Consider the following 20,626-nt stretch of genomic DNA (forward strand, 5'->3'; position numbering starts at 1 on the left):
ACCCGTTGGGAAGCGCCGCGCGGACGCGGTTCCGGTGGTCTTCCGGACGCAACAAAGAAGGCTCGCAGCGGCAAGAATGACTCCTGCCGCTGCGAGCCGTATCGCAGATTGGCTGATTTGTCGATCGGACCGCACGAAACTCGGCAGACTATTGCCGGCGATCACACGCTTGTCGTTAGTACCGCAGGATCGCGTCGACCGTCAGACGATTCTCCAGCACGTCGCGACGATCGGTCATGGGGATTTCGTAGGCCACGCCCAGTTCGACGTTGCGACTCGGCTTGTACTTGCCGCCGAAGGCCCATGTGGCGATGTCGTTCCCCGCGACTCCGGTCGAACCGAGATTGAACAGATCGCCCCCCTCGACTCCCGGCAACCCGCCGGCGCCCGACTTCATCCAGTGATACCAGTTGAACTCAGTCAGAGCGTACCAACCGTCGAACACCTGATAGTCGAAGTGGTTCGACCAATACGACATCTGCGAGCCTGTGTTCGAATCGGCCGGCAACCGCAATCCGCCGCCGGAAATCCAGTGGCCGTAATCCAGCAGTTGCATCCCGCCGGTGAGGAACAAATGGAAGTCGCCGTCGCCGTTCCCCTGCAACGTCCGGGGCGAGCCGACCGGCATCTCGTACGTGAGCCCGGCCGACAGCAACCGCTGTGCCTGCACGTCGCGATAGAGCGTGTACTTCAACCCCGCGGCGACGTCGGCCCAACCGTCGCGGATGAGCGGATTGCTGGAGGTCGCGTACCCGTCCTTGGTGGCGATGATCGACAACCGGTCGGTGATCCTCGCCCGCAACTGCAAGGCGAACAGGTCGATCTCGCCCCCGCCCGCTGCGCCCGGCACGACGTGGTGAAGATAGATCGCCCGGGCTTCGGTCAGCGCCCGCGGGTCTTCAAAGTACGTCGGGTTGGTCATCGGGCTGATGAAGTCGTCGAAGCAGTGATCCGACGGTTTGATCAACCCGCCCAGCAGCCCCTCGCAGCATCGATCGCCGCAGTCGCAACAGCATCCGTCGCCGCACCCCGCGCAGTCGTCCGTGCACGCAACGCCGACGATCTCGGGGTCCCACGTCAGATCGCTCAAGGGGTTCGCCCCGCGAGCCGCAGGCAGCCCCGCCCCGACGATGCCAATCGCCAAGACCCACCGCATCCATTGACTGTTTCTCGCCTTCATGGCAAGCGCCTCCATGCCAAGAGAACGCAACGACTCGCCAGCCGCGAAGGCCGGGCAAGGATGACGGCTGACACCAGCCTTCTTCGCCGCGTGAATTTGTCCTATCGCTTGCTTCGACATAAACGTCGCCGAGCTCACACAACAGGAGCGTTTTGCTGGATTCTCCCCAAGATCGTTAAAGTCGGCACTGAGCGAGTGTGACGAAGCCGCACACCGCGACGTAAGCCAGAGCCCGGCCGCACTGCAAGAGCCCGCTTGGCAGGCCACCGGCGAACATGCGAAGTTCGCGGCACGAAACCTCTCGCGACGCCCGGGATTTCACCTTCGATGCAAAGTCTTGAACAGCGCGCAAGCGTCAATTGACTTGGCGCTCTCAGCAACCGCGTCGCGATGGCTGAACGAGTGTGCGGCGCGGAACGAACGCGAAACAGCACGAGCAGGCGTCAGACGTCGGTCGCCCCGGATCCGCTTTCACAACACGACCTCCCTGGCCAAACCACGGCCAAAACCTTCGCGCTGCAACCGCTGCAGTGGTTAAAATCGATACGGTCAGCGGGTCCCGCCAACTCAATCGCGACTGCCGACCAAACTGTCGGCCTGGGTTCCGGGCCTGGAAACGGCGCGTATTGCGCCGAAAACGGGCTTCACAACTGCCTTGCAGCCTGTTTCCTCCGGGGATAAGATAGTGGGCTTGGCGGCCCCCCGCCCACGGGCTGTAGCTCAGCTTGGCTAGAGCGCTGCGTTCGGGACGCAGAGGTCGAAGGTTCAAATCCTTTCAGCCCGACTATTTTCAGAAACGAGCCCTTCGGCGAGGACGTCGAAGGGCTTTCGTATTGCAGGGACGAGAGTTACGTCGACGAGCGTGAAGTTCAAACAGACGATTTCGAGCATTCGGCGTTTGGCGCGATAGTCGGCCGTAACCCATTTCTCCTGCAGCGTTTGCGAAAGTTCAAACGCCGCCAGCGCGATTTCGCCCTGTTCCTCGCGACTGCGGTCGTGCGCGTCGACCTCGATCGAGAGCCGCGCGATGCGGTCGCGAAGCTCCGTCCCTTTGGCGGCGAACGCGTCCTGGTCGATCTCGCCGAGCAGCCGCAAGTTGAGCAGTTGGTCCTGCTGCTTGCGCAACAGCGTCAACTGGCGATTCAACTCTGCCAGTTGCTCCTGCCGCGCGGTCTGCTGGCCGCGAGTCCGCTCCCGCAAGACCCGAGCGAACCAATCGCGCGTCTTCTCGTCGTCGATCCGCAGCGTTTCGAAGAAGGCGAGCATCTGCTCGTCGAGGGCCTTTTCCGGAAGCCGAACCCGCGGATGACCCGCCGCCGTGTATCCGGAACAGCGGTAGTAGCGGTAGTGCTTGACTCCCCGCGCGCCCTTCTTCTGGATCGTCTCGCCCGTGATCGGCCGGCCGCAATGACCGCACACGATCAGACCGCCGGCGTAGGTCAACTCGTGCGACCGGTAGACCTGGCCGCCGAGCAATTGTTGCACCCGATCGAACGTGACCCGGTCGATCAAGGGCTCATGCGTCCCCGGATACCACTGTCCCTTGTACGCAACCTCGCCCAGATAGGCCCGGTCGCGCAGCAGCATATGGAGCTTGCTCCGCGTGAACCGGCGCGCTTTCGATGAATAGACCATGCCCGCTTTGTCGAGTTCGTCGACCAGCGAATCGAGCGTATGCCCTTCAAAGGCGTAGAGATCGAAGATTCGCCGCACCTTGCGGGCGTTGTCCGGATCGGTTTCGACGAGACTCCGCCCGTCTCGGCGGACGTTGCGATAGCCGTACGGCGCCTTGCCGACGAAGAGCCCGGCCTGAATCCGGCGAAACAGTCCGTCCTTCACGTCGAGCGATTGCTGTTCGGTGTAGAACGAGGCCATGTTGGCCAGCGTCCGCCGCATCATCCGCCCGGCGGGCGTGTTCTCGGTCGCTTGGGTGACGTACACGACCTTGAGACCGTGGTCGACTTCCAACCGCTCCAATTCGACGTAGTCGAACAGGTTGCGAGCCGCGCGGTCGACCTTGAAGAACAGCACGCCGGCGAGTTCCGAGGCATGCTGTCTGGCATACGCCAGCAGTTCCCGAAACGTCCGCCGCTCGTCGGGCTTGGTCGCGGTCTCGGCGATCCGGTAGAGCTTGACGATTTCGCCGCCGTTCTGGCCGGCGTAGCGGTGCAGGGCTTCCTCCTGCACTTCGAGCGAGAACCCTTCGCGTTCCTGCTCGCGACTAAGGAGTCGCCTTGGTCCGGCCTAACCGGACCAAGGCGGCCTCAAACGGATTAAAGACGTTAACGAGCGTTGAACTTACGCGCGTCCGTCTTCGGCAGAGCCCAGAGGGGCGTCGAGTTCGACCGAGTCGGGGCTCGGTAGTAGCTCGATCCGCTCGAGTACGCACGTGGCGCCGCGACTGTCGGAGTCGGCGCTACCGTCCCTTCCGGCACGTACGAGTACCGGCGACTGGCCTGCGGGACCACCGTAGCCTCGGGGCACGGAGTCGTTGCCTCTGTTCCCGCCGCAGACGGCGCGTACGAGTACCGGCGACCTTCAGTCGGCGCCTGGACAACCATCGGACTCGGCGTTGCTGCGACCGGATCGCTGTCACTGCGGTCAACAGGGGCGCGACGGGCATACGTCGAGCCAATGCCAGAGTTGCGCTGAGAGCTATAAGCGCCGGGACGATAATCCCCACGGGCCTTAGCCGTCCCGACTGCTGGAGCCGCTTGGGCAATGCCGGCTCCAAGCAGGGCCACTGCCAACATCGATGTCAAGAGATTTCGAGCGTTCATTTTACACCTCCGCCAAACAAAGGCGCCGCGGCGCCTCTTGCTCACAAGAGCAAGAGAAAATGCAACGCAGGCGCGGGAAACGGAATCTTCGAGAATTCAGCGCAGCGACAAGCCGGGCTGAGGGATCACCGACATGCCCGTGTCAGAATGTCCTAGCGTCACGCTAGGCGCACACGGGGAGCGCAAGAGTCACACCCTGAGACAGGTGCGCTGAGCAAAAAGCGTCGGAGAATAGGGGCCGCTGATCGAGAGCAGCGACAGCGCTTCGCGAAGGTCCTGCCCCGCCCCGTCATCGATTTCCACGTAAGCGGTTGCAGAACCCACTTTGGCCAATTCGCGAAGATCGCGGCTCGACGGGGTCGTCGTCTGATCCTTGTCGCGGGCGGGAGATTCTTGGCTGCAGCAGGCTGAGTCGCACTCGCAGCCCTCGCCGCCGCAGCAGTTCCCCGCGTTGTGCAAGCCGACAGGGCTCTTGGCGCACGGCGCAACGGCCAGCGAGGGGCAGGAATCCCCTCCCCCAAGGGCAACCACGAGGGCCCCGATGAGGGCGAATCGAATTAAACTCGATGCGGCGATCATGGCTCTATAACTATACGTCGGAAAATGGACTCGAACGAGTCCCGCCGACTTACGGGAGCTTGCGTGCTAAATGCCGTTGTGCTCCGGCGCTGGCTACGGGCAAAACCCGTACCACGTTCGCCGCAGGGACCGCTCCGAGGCTCTCAAGCCAGTGTTGTTCCAAATCCCGGCCGCTTTCGAAGCCATAACATTCTGTTGCCGCTTGATTAACTCCAATCTCTTGGCAGCGGACGGCAAACCGGTGGAGCTGATCCGCGGAGCCCCTACTGCGCAAATAGCGCGTCAAAGCCGCACACTGCCCGTAGAAAACGCCCATCCGCTGCCGGGTCGGGTAACCACGGGCCGTCACCAGTTCGGAAACGGTGAATCCAAAACCTCGGCGCACGCCATCATTGCGGTCACGTTCATGGAGAATCTGTTTCGCCTCGGGATCGGCAAGCAGGGCGATGCCCTCATCATACCAAAGGGGTGCGGCGGTTTCGCGGTGTCGATCGGCCAGGAGTACATGGCATAGCTCGTGAGGCAGCGCCGCGGCCAGAAAGTTCGGAACATCGGTTCTGAGGTCTATGCGACGCGACTGGACGGGCCCGGTTGTCGGTTTGGTCAGCGACGACCCATAGGTCGCCGCGTAGGCTGTTCCGACGGCTGCAGCGTAACTTTGCGTCGTCACGTGCAAAATGATGCGGCACTTCGGACGCCACGGTCTCTGCTCCGCTTCAACGAATCCCCACTCACGAATCAATTCCGCGCGGATTTCCTCGCAACGTCGTGCTGTGCGTTCCGCTTCAGCCGCTCCGGCGAGCGAGCAGACTTGGAAATTGCCCGTCGTCGCGATCCACCAGGGGCCCTGACGCCCATGGGCTAAGGCTTCGGCGGACATGCACGCGCAGGTGCGAGAGTCGCACGCGAAGGCGGCGCCGGCCAAGCAGACCGCCGCAGCCAGAGCCATCGCAATTCTTGGCATCCGATTCCTGGGGACGATGGCGGTGTGGGAGGAGCGGTGCGCAGCCGAGGACGTCGTAGACGCCCGTCTTGCAACGCGCGTTCCCCAGGGAGTCATCTTCGCGGCGTCTGAACGCAAGGCGAACTACAGCAATAACTTGCTAAACTCAGAGGGGCCCTCGGTCGTCGTCCAAGGTCCGGTGATTTGCCGAATCTAAGGGCAGGCATGCCCGCGAAATCAGCAACGCTATGAAGGCGTGGCGAAGAAATGTAAGGGCGAGTTTCTCCAGAGCCCCGGCGAGCGCCGCTCGGCATCGTCGCCGAGAGAAGAACCGGAACCTACGGTGGCCGACCGCGTCGCTCGGCCCCGGGGCACTGCTCGCGAATCCCCGCACGACCTGGAGTTCACTCCCAAGAATCCGCGTCAAATGGCGCGGGGACAGGCCCCGCGGCAGTCGAGCGATGGCGGAACGTCGACTGGCCGCGTATCACAAAAAAGCCCGGCGGCAGGGCGCCTGCATCGTTTTTTGTCGACGAAACAGGCTTCCGCTTGCAGCCGGCGAGTCGCCGCAAGCATTCTTATGCATCTGACGAATCTGATTCGGCCCGTGGTACGCCAACACTTGGCGCCACGCTGAGGCACATGCTATCACTTCGCGCGCCGGTGCGATGTGCGGTCGTTGGCTCAGCGATAGTTTTCAATTCCGCTGGCCGGTATTCGGCTAGCGTGTCGATTGCATTTACATTCTTGATGGTCGCACGCGGCCCATCGTGCGAGTGAATCGGCGGTTCGGTGCGCGGCCCGCGCGAAGGCGTAAGCTAGCAATGGCGTCATCTGTTCAAGTTCCGGCACTCGTGGCGTCACTGCTCGCCGCAACGCTCGTCGGCTGCCGCAGCGGCGGAGGCACGGCCGGCGGCGCAGGTGCAGCCCAAGCTGTCGCCCAGCCGCTGGCCCATCTGCCGCCCGTAACGAATAGCTCGCCGACGGCAGAGCGGTTGGAATTGCCGGCCGCGTTCAATCTCGCGTCAACCGAGGGGGTGACACTGGTCGCCGCGCAGGCGCCGATCCATACCGCGACGGACGACGGTACGCTCGCGGAATTGGTGGCCGAAGCCATCGCCGCCAACCCGCGAATCCGCCGCTTGGATGCGGAAGCGCGGGCTACGCGGGACCGAGTCCCGCAAGCGAGGGCGCTGCCCGACCCCATGGTCGAGAGCAGCTACTTCGGCGTGCCGCAACTCATGGCCGACGGCGAAATGCGCGGCACGCTTATGGTCAGCCAGGCGATTCCCTACTTCAAGCAACTTGGCGCCCGCGAGCAAGAAGCGATCTTCGAGTCGCTTGTAATGCAGCAAGAAAGCCAGGCCGCGCGATTGCAGATCTCGGCCGACGTGGAAGAAACGTGGGCACAACTTTATTTGCTGGGCCAATTGACGCGAATCAACGAAGCCAATCGGCAATTGATCGCATCGCTGGTGGAAGTGGCCGCCAACCGAGTCCAAGTCGGCGAAACGACGGCCGGCGACGTGGTGCTGGGCACGCTGGAGCTCAGCCGGGCGGAGGAAGAGCGGATCATGCTCCTGCAACGACTGGCCTCGCGCAAGGCCATGTTGAACCAGCTTCTGGGCTGGCCGGCCGATTGCGAGCTGCCGACGCCGGAAGCGTTGCCGTTCGCGCCGACTGCCGCCTCGCTTGACGAATTGCGTTCAGCTGCGTTCCGCAGTCAGCCGGAGATCGTCGCGGCCAGGCTGCGGAGCGAAGCCGCCTCCTGGGGCGTCCAGGTCGCCCGTTTGGAGCGAGTCCCCGAGATTACCTTGCTGTACGAGCATATGTTCATGAAGATGAATCCAGGCGAGCACGGCTCCGACCCCTGGCGCGTCGGAGCGGGCATGAACGTGCCGTTGTGGCGCGGCAAGTACGAGGCAATGGAGCGCGAAGCACGGCACCGGCGAGTTGCGGCGCGGCAAGGCGTCGACGAAACGATACGCGAATACGATGCGATGCTGGTCGATTGGCTGGAACAGGCGCGGGCGGCACAGCGCACAGCACGACTGTACCGCGAAACGATCTTGCCCCAGTCGCGGCAGGCGCTGGAATCGGATCAACGGGCGTATTCCCAGGGAGCGGTTACGTTCGAGCGCGTGGTAAGCGACGCCCAAAATCTTCTCACCGCCGAGTCGGCGCTGCATCGTGCGACAACTGACGAAGCGATCGCCTTGGCGCGTCTCAAACAGACCGTGGGCGGAACGCTGCCCGCCTCGTCGGAGGAACTTGTGACTCCGCGGCCTATATCCGGCTCGTCCGAGTAGCTTGCCATGAGCAATACGCCCCGCGACTCTTCGACCTCCGCCACGTCGCCCACACCCTCGGCGGCTCGTAGCGATTCGCCTCGCCCCGAGTTCGATCGCCAGTTCTTTGTTCGCCTAGCGCTGAATGCGACGGCGTTATTAGCCGTCGGCCTAGTCTTGCTCGTGTTGCTCGGGTTGTTGCAGCGCGTCGGTTGGATCGGCGCAAAACGGAGTGCCGACGTCGAAGCGCCGGCCAGCCCCGGCATGGAGTACTCGTGCCCGATGCATCCGCAAATTCGCCAGCCGAATCCGGGCCGCTGCCCGATTTGCGGCATGCCGTTGGAACTGCGGGCCGAGGACGCCGGCGGATTGCAGGACCAATATGCCGTGACCATAAGGCCGGCGGCGCGGCGGCTGGCGAACATCCAAACGGCGGCGGTCGAATCGCGGCCAGTGGCGAAGACCCTGACGTCGATCGGCCGCATCGCGATCGACGAAAGCCGCCAAGCAACGATCTCGGCTTACGTCGCCGGGCGGATCGAGCGGCTGTTCGCCGACTTCACGGGCGTGGTCGTCGCCCGCGGCGATCATCTGGCCGTGATCTACAGTCCGCAACTCTATGCCGCCCAGGCGGAATACCTCGAAAGCCGCCGGGCGGTGGCTGCCATGGAAGGCACGGCTCTGGCGACGGTCCGACGGGCTCAGGAGCAGCTTGTCGCTGGGGCGCGACGCCGACTGAGCGAACTTGGCATGACCGCCGAGCAACTCGAAGAGATCGACCGTTCGGCGGCGGCCCAGTCGCGAATCACAATCTACGCTCCGATGGGCGGCACTGTGACGCAAAAGCTTGTCGTCGAAGGACAGTATGTGGAAGCAGGCGAACCGATTTACCAAATCGCCGACCTATCGACCGTGTGGTTGCTGCTGCAACTCTACCCGGAAGACGCGGCGCTCGTGCGCTTCGGGCAGCATGCCGATGTGAACGTGCAATCGCTGCCGGGCGAGCGTTTTTCCGGCCGCGTGGCGTTCGTCGACCCCGTCGTGAACGAAAAAACGCGCACGGTCAGCGTGCGCGTGGAGCTGCTCAACGATCGCCGCCTGTTGCGACCGGGCGACTACGCAACGGCGCGCCTCCACGTGCCGATTGGCGAACAGGGACAAGTGTACGACGACGACCTGGCCGGCAAGTGGATCAGCCCGATGCACCCGCAGATCATCCGCGACGAGCCGGGCCCGTGCCCGATTTGCGGCATGGACCTCGTGCCGACCAGCCAATATGGCTATGCCAACGCGCCGGTACCCCAGCCGGAAGTGTTGGTGGTGCCGCGCCGCGCGGTGTTGATGACCGGAGCGACGAGCCTAGTGTATGTCGAGACGGAGCCGGGGCGATTCGAAATCCGGCCCGTGACGCTCGGTCCGCTGTTGCGCGACGAGGCGGTAATCGTCGATGGCGTGTCGGCCGGGGAAGAAGTCGCGGTGAGCGGCAACTTCCTCATCGACTCGCAGATGCAGCTCGCCGGGAAGCCGTCGCTGATCGATCCGAAGCGTGCGCAAGCGGCAAAGCAGCAGACAATTGAAGGGCCGCTTCCGATTCCCGCGGACGCCGCGCAGCTGATCGCCGGCGAGACAGGACGCACGCTCGAAGCGCTGTACGAGTCCTATTTCGCGCTCGTCGCCGCGTTGTCCGCCGACGCAGTGCCGAGCGAGGAGCAAGTCGTCGCGGTCGAACAGGCTGCGGCATCGCTTGCCGACGCTCGCGACTTGCCGGAGGCAATTCGCGCCCATGCAGCGGCCGTTGGAAAGGAAGTTGCGCACCTGCACCATAGATCGCTCGAAGACGCACGGAAGAAGTTCGAGCCGATCAGCCGCGCGATCCTGCAAATGGCCGCGGCGGCGCGCGGCGCCGAGGCCACGGAATCGCTGGTTCACTACTGGTGCTCGATGGTCCCCGGCGGCCACGGCGACTGGCTGCAAGAATCGTCGCCGCCGACCAATCCCTACTGGGGCAGCCAGATGCTCCGCTGCGTGCAGCACGAACAGCAACTGCAGCCGCCCCAGGCGCAGGCCGCGCAGGCTTCCTCTCGCGACGGAGATTAACCATGCTCCGCGCCGCCTTGCAGTTTGTCGCCCGCGAGCAGCTGGTCGTGCTCCTGGCGGCGGCTGCGCTCATTGCCGCGGGCTGGTACGCCACGCAAGTCGTGCCGATCGACGCGATTCCGAACGTCGGCGAGAACCAGGTGATTGTGTTCGCCGACTGGCCCGGCCGTTCGCCGCGCGACGTGGAGGATCAAGTCACCTACCCGCTCTCCGTCGCGTTGCTCTCGGTGCCGGGGGCGGAGAGCGTCCGCGGCAAGAGCATGTTCGGTTTCAGCTTCGTACAAGTCACCTTCGACGACAGCGCTGAGTTCTATTGGTCGCGGACTCGCGTGCTGGAGCGGCTCGGCACGGTGGCGCCGCTGCTGCCGGAGGGAGTGACGCCGACGCTCGCCCCCGACGCCACGGCCCTCGGGCAAATCCTGTACTACACGCTGCGCCCGTCGGCCGAGGGCATGGACCTCGCGCAGCTTCGCTCGCTGCAGGACTTCGTCGTCAAATACGAGCTGCAATCGGTCGACGGCGTGAGCGAGGTGGCCAGCGTCGGCGGCTACGTGCGGCAATATCAAATCGAGGTCGATCCCGACCGGCTCCGCTTTCACGAGGCGCCGCTGGAGGAACTCATCGCGGCGGTGCGGAACTCGAACATCGACGTCGGCGCGAAGACGGTCGAGAGCGGCGGCATGGAGTTCATCATCCGCGGCCGGGGTTTCTTGGGCGGCGGCGATGCCGACGAGGCCGTCACCGATTTAGAGCAGACGGTCGTAATGTCCCGCGACGGCGTGCCCGTGCGGGTGCGCGATTTGGCGACCGTGCAGATCGGTCCCGAGTTCCGCCGCGGGGCGATCGATCTCAACGGCAGCGAAGCGGTGGGCGGGATCGTCGTGATGCGGTTCGGCGAGAATCCGCGGCGCGTGATCGACGCCGTGAAAGAGCGAATGGAGTCGCTCGAGCCGAGCCTGGGCGGAGTCACGTTCCAGATCGTCTACGACCGCACGGAGTTAATCAACGAAACCATCGCTACGCTGACCGACGCGCTCAAGGAAGAGGTGATCATCACGATCGCGGTGGTGCTGCTGTTTCTGCTTCACGTGCGGGCGAGCATCGTCGTGGCCGTGACGCTGCCAATCGCCGTGCTGATGGCCTTCATCGCAATGCGGGGCTTCGGCGTCGATGCGAACATCATGTCGCTGGCCGGCATCGCGATTTCCATTGGCGAGATCATCGACCTCTCGATTATCGTGTCCGAAAACATCTACCGCCATTTGGCGGATTGGGAAGCGGCCGGGTCCCAGGGCGGCTCAAAGCGGCGAACTCACATCATCGTCGACGCCGCCGAGGAGGTGGCCCCGGCGGTGATTACGGCCGTGAGCACCACGATCGTCAGCTTCCTGCCGGTGTTTTTTCTCACCGGGCGCGACTACAAGCTGTTCGCCCCGCTGGCATACACCAAGACGTTTTGCATGATTGCGGCCCTGATCGTGGCGATCCTGCTCGTGCCCCTCTTAGCACGGCTGCTGCTCCATTCGCGTCAACGTTCTCGGCTGACGTCGCTCGCGATGGGACTCGGCTTTGCGGTGTTCTTCGTGCTGCTTGCCGGCTTCGTATGGTTCGATGCAATCTTCGCCTGGCTGCGTCTCGATCGGCCGGCCGTGATTGTCATCGCGGCACTCGTCGGCCTGGCAACCGGCTACCTCACCGGCCGCGAACGGCTCCGGCCGATCGAAGAGAATCCGACCAGCCGGCTGATCCACTGGTTCTACGAACCGACGCTGCGGTTGTTTCTGCGGCACAAACTGAGCTTCATGCTGATGCCGGCGGCGATGGTGATCGTCGGCCTGGGCGCCTGGATCGGCCTGCCCACGGTGATGACGCCCCTGGAGCGGGCCGTCAGTTACTTGGGCGTCGACCTCAACGAGGTGCCCGGGTACGTCGATGCCAAGCATTCGTTTACGGGCCTGGTGACCGACGACTGGATCGCGCTCGACGAGGGGAGCTGGTTCTACATGCCGATCCTCTACCCCGGCGCCAGTCTTTCGCAGGCGCTGGAGGTGCTGCAAACTCAGGACACGCTGATCCGGCAGATCCCGGAGGTCGAGAACGTGCTCGGCAAGATCGGCCGCGCGGAATCGGCGCTCGACCCGGCCCCGGCCGCAATGGTCGAGACGTACGTCATCCTCAAGCCGAAGGACCAGTGGCGGCCCGGCATGACGGAGCGGCGAATCTGGGACGAGATCAACGAGGTGGCCACGCTGCCGGGCGTCACGCGCGCATCGCCCCTGCAACCGATCGAGGGCCGCGTCGTGATGCTGCAGGCCGGCATCCGCGCAGCGATGGCGATCCGCATCTACGGCGACAATCTCCGGGATCTGGCCAAGGCGTCGCTCGCAGTGCGCGACCACTTGCGGCGATTGCCGCAGGTGGACGCGGCGACGGTGAATCCCGACATCGTGCTCGGTCAGCCGTACCTGGAGTTCGAAGTCGACCGCGAAGCGGCCGCTCGCTACGGAATGTCGGTCGCCAGCGTCAACGAGATCATCGAAGCGGCGCTGGGCGGAATGGATGTCACACGCACCGTGCAAGGCCGCGAGCGCTACTCCGTGCAGGTCCGCTACCAGCGGCAACTTCGCGACGAAATCGATCAACTCGACCGGCTGCCAGTCGTGACGCCCGCGGGCGAAACCATTCCGCTTGGCAACCTGGCGCGTGTGACGACCACCTGGGGCCCGCCAGAGATCAACAGCGAAAACGCCCGGCTCGTGGCGTACGTGATGTTCGCGCCTTCCGGTGCGATGGGCTCGCTGGAAACGGCTGCCTCAATTGAAGAGTCGCTGCGCGCTTCGATGGCGTTGCCTCTCGGCTCTGCGGGCCGATTGGACTTGCCGGAAGGCTATTTCGTCGAGGCGATCGGCGCATTCCGCGAGCAGATTCAGAGTAACCGCCGGTTACTGTTCATCATTCCGGTGGTGATCATCATCAACCTATTCCTGATCTATCTTCAGTTTCGCAATCTGTGGATCGCGCTGATCATCTTTGCGGCCATCCCGGTCGGTTTCAGCGGCGGCATGATCTTGCTGGCCCTGGCGGGCGTGAAAATCAATACGGCGATCTGGGTCGGGTTCATCGCCGTGTTCGGCCTAGTGGTCGACGACGGCGTGTTGATGGCCACTTATCTCGACCAGATCTTTCGCCGTCGCCGCTTGGAGTCGATCGAGCAGATTCGCGACGCCGTGGTCGACGCCGGCCTCAAGCGAATTCGCCCCGCTTTGATGACCTCGTTCACGACGTTTGCCGCCCTGACGCCCGTGTTGCTCGCCACCGGCCGCGGCGCCGACGTCGCTAAAGCGATGGCGCTGCCGGTATTCGGCGGGATGCTTTTCGTGCTTATCACCCTATTCGTTGTGCCCGTATTGTTCAGCCTGATGATGGAAACAAAGATGCGACTCGGCCTGGGAGACGAATACTGGGTGGCTGACGACGCATGAGCTACTAAGGGATTCCTGAAGCCCGCGGAATTGCTGCTCAGCCATCCACGGCGTAGATAAGATAAGGCAGCATCTCTACTGTAATTTGTCTTGAGCCAGAGCGGATCAGTTGATTTTCATGGAGAGACAGGTCCGGTCGGTTTCCCAGTCTTCGCTGATTTCCATGAGGGCGGCGGTGACGAACCGCTAGGCGCTCTGCTCGTTGGGGAACAAGAGGACGATGCGTGTGCGGCAGTTGACTCATTTTTTGGGACAAATCCCAGCCGTTTTCTTGGCGCGGTCCGACGCGGTCCTGGCGCCCCCAAGACAACGTGCGGCAAAGCACTTGAGGTCTGAGTAGATCTAAGACACTAGTTCTTTGACACTAGATACCCATTGGGTTGGGAACGGCGCAAGATCTCGCTTCGTCGACAGGTTGCGTCGCCCTAGGCCCGAAATACTCAAGTTGATAGTGCACGTGATTGAGCTTCATCGGGGGTTAGCGCCCGCCGCTCATTTTGAGTTGTGGGATAAAGCCTACCCGTCGGCGCTCGACCGGGGCGAGCAGAGCGATCGGGCCCGCAAATGTGCCTTGGCCGAGATGGACGCCTCAGGCGCGTCGGCCCGCAAGGCGAAGGGGATCGTCGAGGAACTCTGCGGCAGCGAGGTCTCCAGTACGCAAGTGAGTCGCTGCGCCGCCGCGCTCGACGACAAACTGACCAAGTGGCGCGACCGTCTGCTGGGGGCCTTTCCCTTTGTGATCCGCGAACGCCCACAACATCTGCTGAACCATACGACGCCTTCTTGCCTGGGTGCGACAGGAGTGCTGAACGATTCGAAACAGCCATTGCGCTCGACGCCGAACGCCGACGACCGAGCAGTCTGGCGAAAGAGGGGAAGCCGGTTTCCAGGGACGAGAGTCGTTGCCTGACATGAGGCCCAGGGGTTGCCGCCTGCGGCACTCGCGCGGCTACTCTTCCCGAGGCGCCAGGAACACGAACGGCTTGGCCGGCTCAAACGCGGTCGTCTGATCGCCCCCCAGATCGGGGCGGTCGGTCATTCTCAGTTTCCTGGCGCCCGAACTCGCGCTGAAGTCGAGTTTGTCTAGCTTGACCCACAGCACGCTGGGACTGGCCGTGTTCTCGAAGTAGTAGACGCGGTTCTTCTGGTCGCTCACCGTCCGCCAGATCGTCGAGGAGATGTTCGGCTCGCCGGGAGTCGAGATGCCGCGCGGGACGCTCACGTTGCGGATCACGCTCAAGACGCTGGCGACCGCTTCGCGGGGGTCGGCCGATTGCCGGCAGGCGTTGACGTAGAACGACGCTCGGGCGAACCGATCGGCCGCGCGGTTGGTTCCGGGCAGCATCACGGTCCCGCCGATTTGCTGCCAGTACTTGTTGAGCGCGATCTGTTCGTCGAAGGCCGGCGAGTTGGTCATCACTTGGTGCTGCCGCCCGTGATGGACGACGAGCTTGCCGCCGAGGTACTCGAAAATCGCCGAATCGCCCGACGGATCGGAGATCGACAGGTGAACGGTCCCCGGCGCCCCGTTGGGGGCCGCAACCGTGACCATGCGGAACGAGTCCTTGCTCAATGCAGCGACTGCCTCGTCGACCGTTGCAAAGTTGTCGAGCAAGAACTGGGCCCACGCGGAAATCGAGATCACGGGGCGGCCGTCGTCGGCCGCCGGATACTCGGACTCGACCAGGTAGAGCAGGTTCGCCACCAGCCCTTGTTCGTTCATGCCGTCGGCAGTCCCCCCTTCGTAGACCGACGCCACGACGCTGCCGTACCGGCTGGTCCATGTGAGCGATCCCGCTCCGCATCCCCCGTCGCGATTCATGCCCCGAGGAAAGACCCACAGGTTCGTCTGCATCTGTTCCTTCCAGTCCATCGACCGGCCGGTGACGGTCTGGCCCTCCAAGCCAAAGTACACGGCCCGGGTGCAACTGCGGGCGCCAGGCGCAAGCCACGCCGACGCCGCCAGCAGGAACAGGGTGCAGCACGACGTCGAAATCGCGAAGGGCATTGTCAGGGCTCCTTGGTTCGATGAATTCAAGGTGATTGCAGCGTGAGAGGAGATGGGCGCCGTTTTGACGGCTGGCTCCCGATTCCAGCAGCGACGCGAGAACCATAAAAACAACTCCCGTCCCCTGCCAGCCCGGCGGGCCGACGCGCCGCCGACCGTTGTACCACGGGGGTGCGATTCTCGCCAAAATGGCGAAATCCGGGGGTTTGCGCGCAAAAAAGGGCTCGTTTCGCGGGACTCATCCTATGGAGAAGCTCTCGCCGGTTTTTATTGAAAATCGGTCGGAGTTCAGCGCGGTCGCACCCCGGCCGGCTCAGGCGGAACATTCTCGGTCGAATGACTTTCTCGCCCCCTCCGAGGGCTCGTCGCACTGCGAGCTAGCCGGGTCCGTCGCAGCGACCCTTCGTCGCACACTCAGCCACCGAGGTCGTTTTGTTTCCGAATCGTTTCGCCCGTCTGTGGACCGGCGCCGCGTTGATCGCCGGCGCCCTGGTCGCCCGTGGAGCCAAGGGGGTCGACAACGTCCCCGCCCCGCTGATCGTAGCCAACGACAACGGCGGGTGGTCGTGGTTCGAGGACGAGCGAGCGATCGTCGACCCGGTCGCGGGGAAGCTGCTGGTCAGCACGATCGCCAACGGCGCCGGGGTCGGCGGAGCGAGCCGCAGCGGCGACGTCGAAGTCGCCACGGTCGATCTGACGACCTTGGCGACGAGCCGCTTCACGCTGCGCGATTCCTTCCCCGCTGACGACCACAACACTCCCTCGCTGTACATCCGCCCCGACGGCCGGTACGTGGCGATGTACGCCGCCCACGGGTCGGACAATTTCTCCCGGTGGCGGATTTCCACGAACCCCGGCGACGCCTCTGCATGGTCGGCCGAGCAGACGCTCAACCATGGCGCCGGGGTCACGTACTCGAACATGCACTACCTCGCGGGAGACAACGGCGGCGCCGGGCGGCTCTACAATTTCGCCCGCAGTCTGAACTACGATCCGGTCGTGACGACATCCAACGATCAGGGGTCGACCTGGACCTTCGGGGGCAAGCTGCTGACCGAGGGGGGCGGGGGAGATCGGCCCTATCTGCGGTACGCGTCGGACGGCGACAAGATCCACTTCATCGCCACCGAACGCCACCCGCGCAACTTCAACAACAGCATTTACCACGGGTACGTGCAGGACGGCAAACTCTACAATTCGGCCGGAACGCTGATCGACGGCAACCTGTTCGATTCGTCCGGCTCTCCCCCCAGTGCGCTGACGACCGTCTTCGCGGCGAACACGGTCGTCGCCGGCTCCTCAATGCAGCGAGCGTGGACGGTCGACATGGCGATCGACCCGACAGGAACGCCCACGGCCGTCTTCCAAGCCCGCGCCGGTGGCAGCGATCTCGACCACCGCTTCTTTTACGGCCGTTGGACCGGCTCGCAGTGGCAGGTGAATCAGATGGCGTTCGCCGGGTCGTACTTGTACGCGGCGGAGAACGACTACACGGGACTCGCGGCGATCGACCCGAGTCGCGTCGACGTCGTCTACCTCTCGTCGGAAGTCCACCCCGAGACCAAAGCGCAGCTCATCGGCGCCGACGGGGCCCGGCACTACGAGCTCTTCCGCGGGCAAACGTCCGACGGCGGCGCCTCGTGGCAGTGGACCCCGATCACGTTCAACTCGACGGTCGACAACGTCCGGCCCCATGTGCCCAAGTGGGACGAAAACAACACGGCCCTCGTCTGGATGCGAGGCCAGTACTCGACCTACGTCAATTACAACACCAAGATGGTCGCGCTGGTGAACCCCGATCTGTCCGAGCCGATCGCGGCGTTGAAAGTCGACTTCGGCCTGACGGGGCAACTCGTGCAGAACGGCTTCGCGGCGTTCACTCGCGACGCGAGCCCCTCGGGGATCGCCCAGACGGAATCGTACTCGTCCCCCTTTGCGGCCGACGGCGGGGCGATTGCAGTCACCCTGGGGGGCGGCGCCATTGAGTTTCGCGATCGCGGGAACGACGTCGCCGGGCCGCTGGGACGCGTCGTCGACGAGTTTGCGTTCGCCCCCGGTTCGTTGGAACTGACCTTCGGCAATCTGGCCGCGGGAACGTACCAACTGGTCCTCTACGGCCACGACCGCGACTTCTCCCAGGGCGCCTACGACGTTTCGCTCGGGTCGAGAAGGCTGGGCCGAATGGCCCCGACCTCCGGGGCGAATCCCTCCATCGGCGTCGCCTCGGCTCGGGTCCAGTTCCAGGCCGACGGCGACGACGTGACGTTGTCGCTCGCCTCGCTCAGCGGCGCAAACGTCGTGCTCAACGGGTTCGAGCTGTACGCCGCGGGCGAGTATCTCTCCCCCCCGTCGGTCGACCTCAACGGCGACGGGGTCCTCGACTTCGCCGACTACTTGCTCTACATGGGGGGCATGCACAAGAATCTCGCCGGCCTCCCCTCGAACGAGGCGTACGCCATGGGCGATCTCAACGGCGACGGCAAGAACGACTTCGCCGATTTGGCGATCTTCCGCGACGCGTACGACCTGTGGAACGGGTCTGGGGCGTTCGCCGCGGCTCTAGCGGCGCCGGAACCCGGAGCAATCGGCCTCATGTCGCTGGTCGCGTTGACCCTGCGAAGGCTCGTCGTCCACGCCGCCGGCCGCTGAAGCGCTCTGGGGGCGAATTTCTCCGAAATTCGCGCTGGTTCCGATGTGCGGGTAGCGGGGCGAACGTCCTAGCTGATTCGCGACCTCCGGGACCGCTTCGGGGATGGCTCCCCGAAGCCCGATATTCCGCGGGATTCTCCGCAAATTCCCCCCGTTTGGCGGTGATAAATCCTGGGAGTGCGCAAGCGTCTTCGGCGTCGAGGCGACGGAACCCCCGTTTTCTGCGGGGAAAGCCCTTCGAGGCCGCAAATCTCGGCTAGTTTCGGCCCTACTTCCCACAAGATCGCGGCGAGCGGACGTCGACTCGTCTCCGCCGGAGTCAAACCCGGCGCCGCCCTCCCGCCCCTGTTGCAACACACGCTTCACGACGGTTTCGTCTCGACTGGAAACGCCATGCCTAGCACTGCTCTTCGATTCGCGCTGACCCTGGCCGCGGCCGTTTCGGCGATCGGCGCGGGGCCCGGCGTCGTCGCTCGCGCCGCGCTGACCGTGACCTTCGATCTGGCGTTCGACAAGGCGAACGGCACGACTCCCGTGCCGACCAACGTCCAGAACGAGATCATCAGCGCGATCAACGCCGCCATGGGCATGTTCAACGAGTGGTCGAATCACACGAAGAATCTCTACGTGACCTACAACTCGGGAGTCGCCACTGCCGACGGCAATTTCAACGGCAGCATTCGGTTCGGACCGAGCGCGGCGTATCGGACTCCCAACGTGGCGTTTCACGAGATCAACCACGTCCTGGGCGCCGGCACCTACGGCGCCTGGGCGAGCAACGTCGACAACAACGCCAAGCTGTGGCTGGGGACGCACGGCAACGCGATGAGCCAGAAATACTTCCCCGCCAATACGCTCAAGGCCGATCTCCATATCCACTGGGTCGGCGGGGGGACGCTGCAGAACATCGAGATGAATCGCGAAGGGGTCCACATCCTGGGGGCGATCCGCCAGGACATGGGGCTCTCGCGCGGCAATCTCTACGACGTGCTCGGCGACTTCAGCAACAACGGCGCGATCGGGCTGGAGGACTACGTTATCCTGCAGTCAAACCTCCACACGAGCGTAGCCGGCCTGTCCCCTTCGCAGGCGTGGCTGCGAGGCGACTTCAACGTCGACGGAGTGATCGACTACAACGACCTCGTCGGATTCACGACCGCTTACAACGCGGTCCACGGCCAGGGGCGACTTGAACTCGCGATTGGCGTCATCCCCGAACCGGCCTGCGGAGCGCTCGCGACGATTGGAGGGGCGTTGATCGTCCTGCGCCGACGTCGGCCGCGCTTCGTCGGTCTGCGCGGCGGTGCGGCGACCATGGTCGTGGCAATTCTGGGGACGTTGGTGGGCGCCGGCGACGACGCCCGGGCGCAGCTAATCTACGTCGACGCCAGCACGACTGGCGGGTCGCCCAACACCGGCCCGGCCAGCGCCTTTCTCCCCGGCATGAACAACCAAGCCGACGACAACCTGTGGAGCCTGCGGACCGGGTTTTCGAGCCACAGCACGTTCTTCCAATCCGGCGACGGCGACGGGGAGGATTCGCCCGAGATCCACACGACAATCAGCTCGCTCACGCCGGGGGGGCTCTACCAAGTGTACGTCCACTTCTGGGACGGCAGCGGTTCGGCGCCCGACTGGAACATCCGCGCGGGTTTCGCCTCGAACCCCGGCGGGAACACGCTGTTCGCCAACCCGGCGGACGCCCCCGATCTCAACGCGACTCCCGCGACGCTGGCCAGCACGCTCTCTTACGCCGTGGCGCCCACGGTGTTCGTCGAGGCCGACCGCACCATGTTCGCCGGACTGGTCGGCACGGCCCGCGCCAACGCCAGCGGCCAGATTCGGGTCTACATCGACGACCTGCCGTCGACGATCGGCGTGAACAACCGCACGTGGTACGACGGTCTCAGCTACAGGGAAACGACGTTGCAGACGATGTCGCTGCGAGTGAACACGCTCACCGGGGCCATGTCGCTGCGCAACGAGACCGGAGCGGCGATCGATCTGAAGTACTACGAAATCAGCAGCGTCTCCGGGGCCTTCGATCCCGTGGCATGGAACAGTCTCGACGATCAGGAGGGGAACGATCCGCCCGGCGTCGGCTGGTTCGAAGCGGGGGGAAGCTCCGCGACGATTCTGTCCGAGTACAACCTGCAGGGGTCGAAGGCTTTCGCACCCGGTTCGGCCGCGCCGCTCGGCAAGGCGTTCGCGATCGGCGGGGCCGAGGACGTCGTGTTCCGCTACGCCCTTCCCAACCAATCGACGCTGACGGCGGGCTTCGTCGATTACGTCTCGACGCCGACCTTGCCTGGGGACTTCAATTTCGACGATCTCGTCGACGGCTCTGACCTCGCCCACTGGGCCGGCGAGTACGGCGCAGGGGACCTCGACGGAAGCGACTTTCTCGTTTGGCAACGGCACGTCGGCACGGCGACAGCGGCGGCCGCCGTCGCCGCGGTTCCTGAACCGACGGCGTGGCTGCTGGGAGTCTCCTCGGCTGTCGTCGTCTGGATTTCGCTGAAGCTCGCCAAGGGGTAGCTCCGTCAGATGCCGGCGAGTACGTGGATGCCGAACCATGCGGCGACCTGCTCCCCCAACAGTTACAGCAGACGCCGCTCCT

General features: G+C 64.2%; 11 protein-coding genes and 1 tRNA gene. 7 read left to right on the top strand and 5 right to left on the bottom strand.

The features are described 5' to 3' along the window. Window positions 1-175 precede the first annotated feature (175 nt). Entirely contained in the window at window positions 176-979 is an 804-nt protein-coding gene (locus tag KF688_14055; GenBank protein ID MBX3426799.1) for a hypothetical protein, read from the bottom strand. 910 nt (window positions 980-1,889) lie between these two features. On the opposite strand from KF688_14055, the gene KF688_14060 reads away from it, so the two are divergent. Continuing rightward, window positions 1,890-1,964: transfer RNA gene (locus KF688_14060), tRNA-Pro, on the top strand. On the opposite strand, the gene KF688_14065 is transcribed toward KF688_14060, so the two are convergent. The 3 genes from KF688_14065 to KF688_14075 all read right to left on the bottom strand — a co-directional run bounded on the left by KF688_14065 (window position 1,946) and on the right by KF688_14075 (window position 5,419). Then, window positions 1,946-3,367, bottom strand: a complete 1,422-nt coding sequence (locus KF688_14065; protein MBX3426800.1) for a recombinase family protein — start codon at window positions 3,365-3,367, stop codon at window positions 1,946-1,948. The two genes, KF688_14060 and KF688_14065, sit on opposite strands and share 19 nt — an antisense overlap. 782 nt (window positions 3,368-4,149) lie before the next feature. After that, complete coding sequence (locus KF688_14070) at window positions 4,150-4,539, bottom strand: hypothetical protein (protein MBX3426801.1); 390 nt, start codon at window positions 4,537-4,539, stop codon at window positions 4,150-4,152. Between the two features lie 49 nt (window positions 4,540-4,588). Further along, a complete protein-coding gene (locus KF688_14075; GenBank protein MBX3426802.1) occupies window positions 4,589-5,419 on the bottom strand; it encodes a hypothetical protein in 831 nt (276 codons plus the stop codon). A 917-nt stretch (window positions 5,420-6,336) separates the two neighbouring features. On the opposite strand from KF688_14075, the gene KF688_14080 reads away from it, so the two are divergent. The 4 genes from KF688_14080 to KF688_14095 all read left to right on the top strand — a co-directional run bounded on the left by KF688_14080 (window position 6,337) and on the right by KF688_14095 (window position 14,259). Then, window positions 6,337-7,791 carry a TolC family protein gene (locus tag KF688_14080; GenBank protein ID MBX3426803.1) on the top strand — a complete coding sequence of 485 codons (1,455 nt, stop codon included), beginning with the start codon at window positions 6,337-6,339 and terminating at the stop codon, window positions 7,789-7,791. Window positions 7,792-7,797: 6 nt separating this feature from the next. After that, the gene (locus tag KF688_14085; protein ID MBX3426804.1) at window positions 7,798-9,867 is read left to right on the top strand and encodes an efflux RND transporter periplasmic adaptor subunit; all 2,070 of its coding nucleotides are present in this window, start codon (window positions 7,798-7,800) and stop codon (window positions 9,865-9,867) included. Window positions 9,868-9,869: 2 nt separating this feature from the next. Next, a complete protein-coding gene (locus KF688_14090) occupies window positions 9,870-13,349 on the top strand; it encodes an efflux RND transporter permease subunit (protein ID MBX3426805.1) in 3,480 nt (1,159 codons plus the stop codon). A 457-nt stretch (window positions 13,350-13,806) separates the two neighbouring features. Beyond that, window positions 13,807-14,259 (top strand): transposase, encoded by a 453-nt coding sequence (locus KF688_14095; GenBank protein MBX3426806.1) that lies wholly within the window; start codon window positions 13,807-13,809, stop codon window positions 14,257-14,259. Window positions 14,260-14,298: 39 nt separating this feature from the next. Here the strand turns inward: KF688_14095 and KF688_14100 are convergent, their stop codons facing one another. Further along, window positions 14,299-15,357, bottom strand: a complete 1,059-nt coding sequence (locus KF688_14100; protein MBX3426807.1) for a linear amide C-N hydrolase — start codon at window positions 15,355-15,357, stop codon at window positions 14,299-14,301. Between the two features lie 432 nt (window positions 15,358-15,789). Between KF688_14100 and KF688_14105 the strand changes: the two genes are divergently transcribed. Both KF688_14105 and KF688_14110 read left to right on the top strand, forming a co-directional pair. After that, a complete protein-coding gene (locus tag KF688_14105; protein MBX3426808.1) occupies window positions 15,790-18,006 on the top strand; it encodes a BNR-4 repeat-containing protein in 2,217 nt (738 codons plus the stop codon). 393 nt (window positions 18,007-18,399) lie between these two features. Further along, window positions 18,400-20,544 (top strand): hypothetical protein, encoded by a 2,145-nt coding sequence (locus KF688_14110; protein MBX3426809.1) that lies wholly within the window; start codon window positions 18,400-18,402, stop codon window positions 20,542-20,544. The last annotated feature ends 82 nt before the right edge of the window (window positions 20,545-20,626 follow it).

The organism is Pirellulales bacterium (assembly GCA_019636345.1).
In the GTDB taxonomy this organism is placed as follows: domain Bacteria; phylum Planctomycetota; class Planctomycetia; order Pirellulales; family Lacipirellulaceae.

Bases quoted from the DNA above. Each gene is read 5' to 3' on its own strand.
- KF688_14075 (MBX3426802.1), bottom strand. From the start codon at position 5,419: ATGTCCGCCGAAGCCTTAGCCCATGGGCGTCAGGGCCCCTGGTGGATC.
- KF688_14110 (MBX3426809.1), top strand. From the start codon at position 18,400: ATGCCTAGCACTGCTCTTCGATTCGCGCTGACCCTGGCCGCGGCCGTT.
- KF688_14100 (MBX3426807.1), bottom strand. From the start codon at position 15,357: ATGCCCTTCGCGATTTCGACGTCGTGCTGCACCCTGTTCCTGCTGGCG.
- KF688_14070 (MBX3426801.1), bottom strand. From the start codon at position 4,539: ATGATCGCCGCATCGAGTTTAATTCGATTCGCCCTCATCGGGGCCCTC.
- KF688_14090 (MBX3426805.1), top strand. From the start codon at position 9,870: ATGCTCCGCGCCGCCTTGCAGTTTGTCGCCCGCGAGCAGCTGGTCGTG.
- KF688_14085 (MBX3426804.1), top strand. From the start codon at position 7,798: ATGAGCAATACGCCCCGCGACTCTTCGACCTCCGCCACGTCGCCCACA.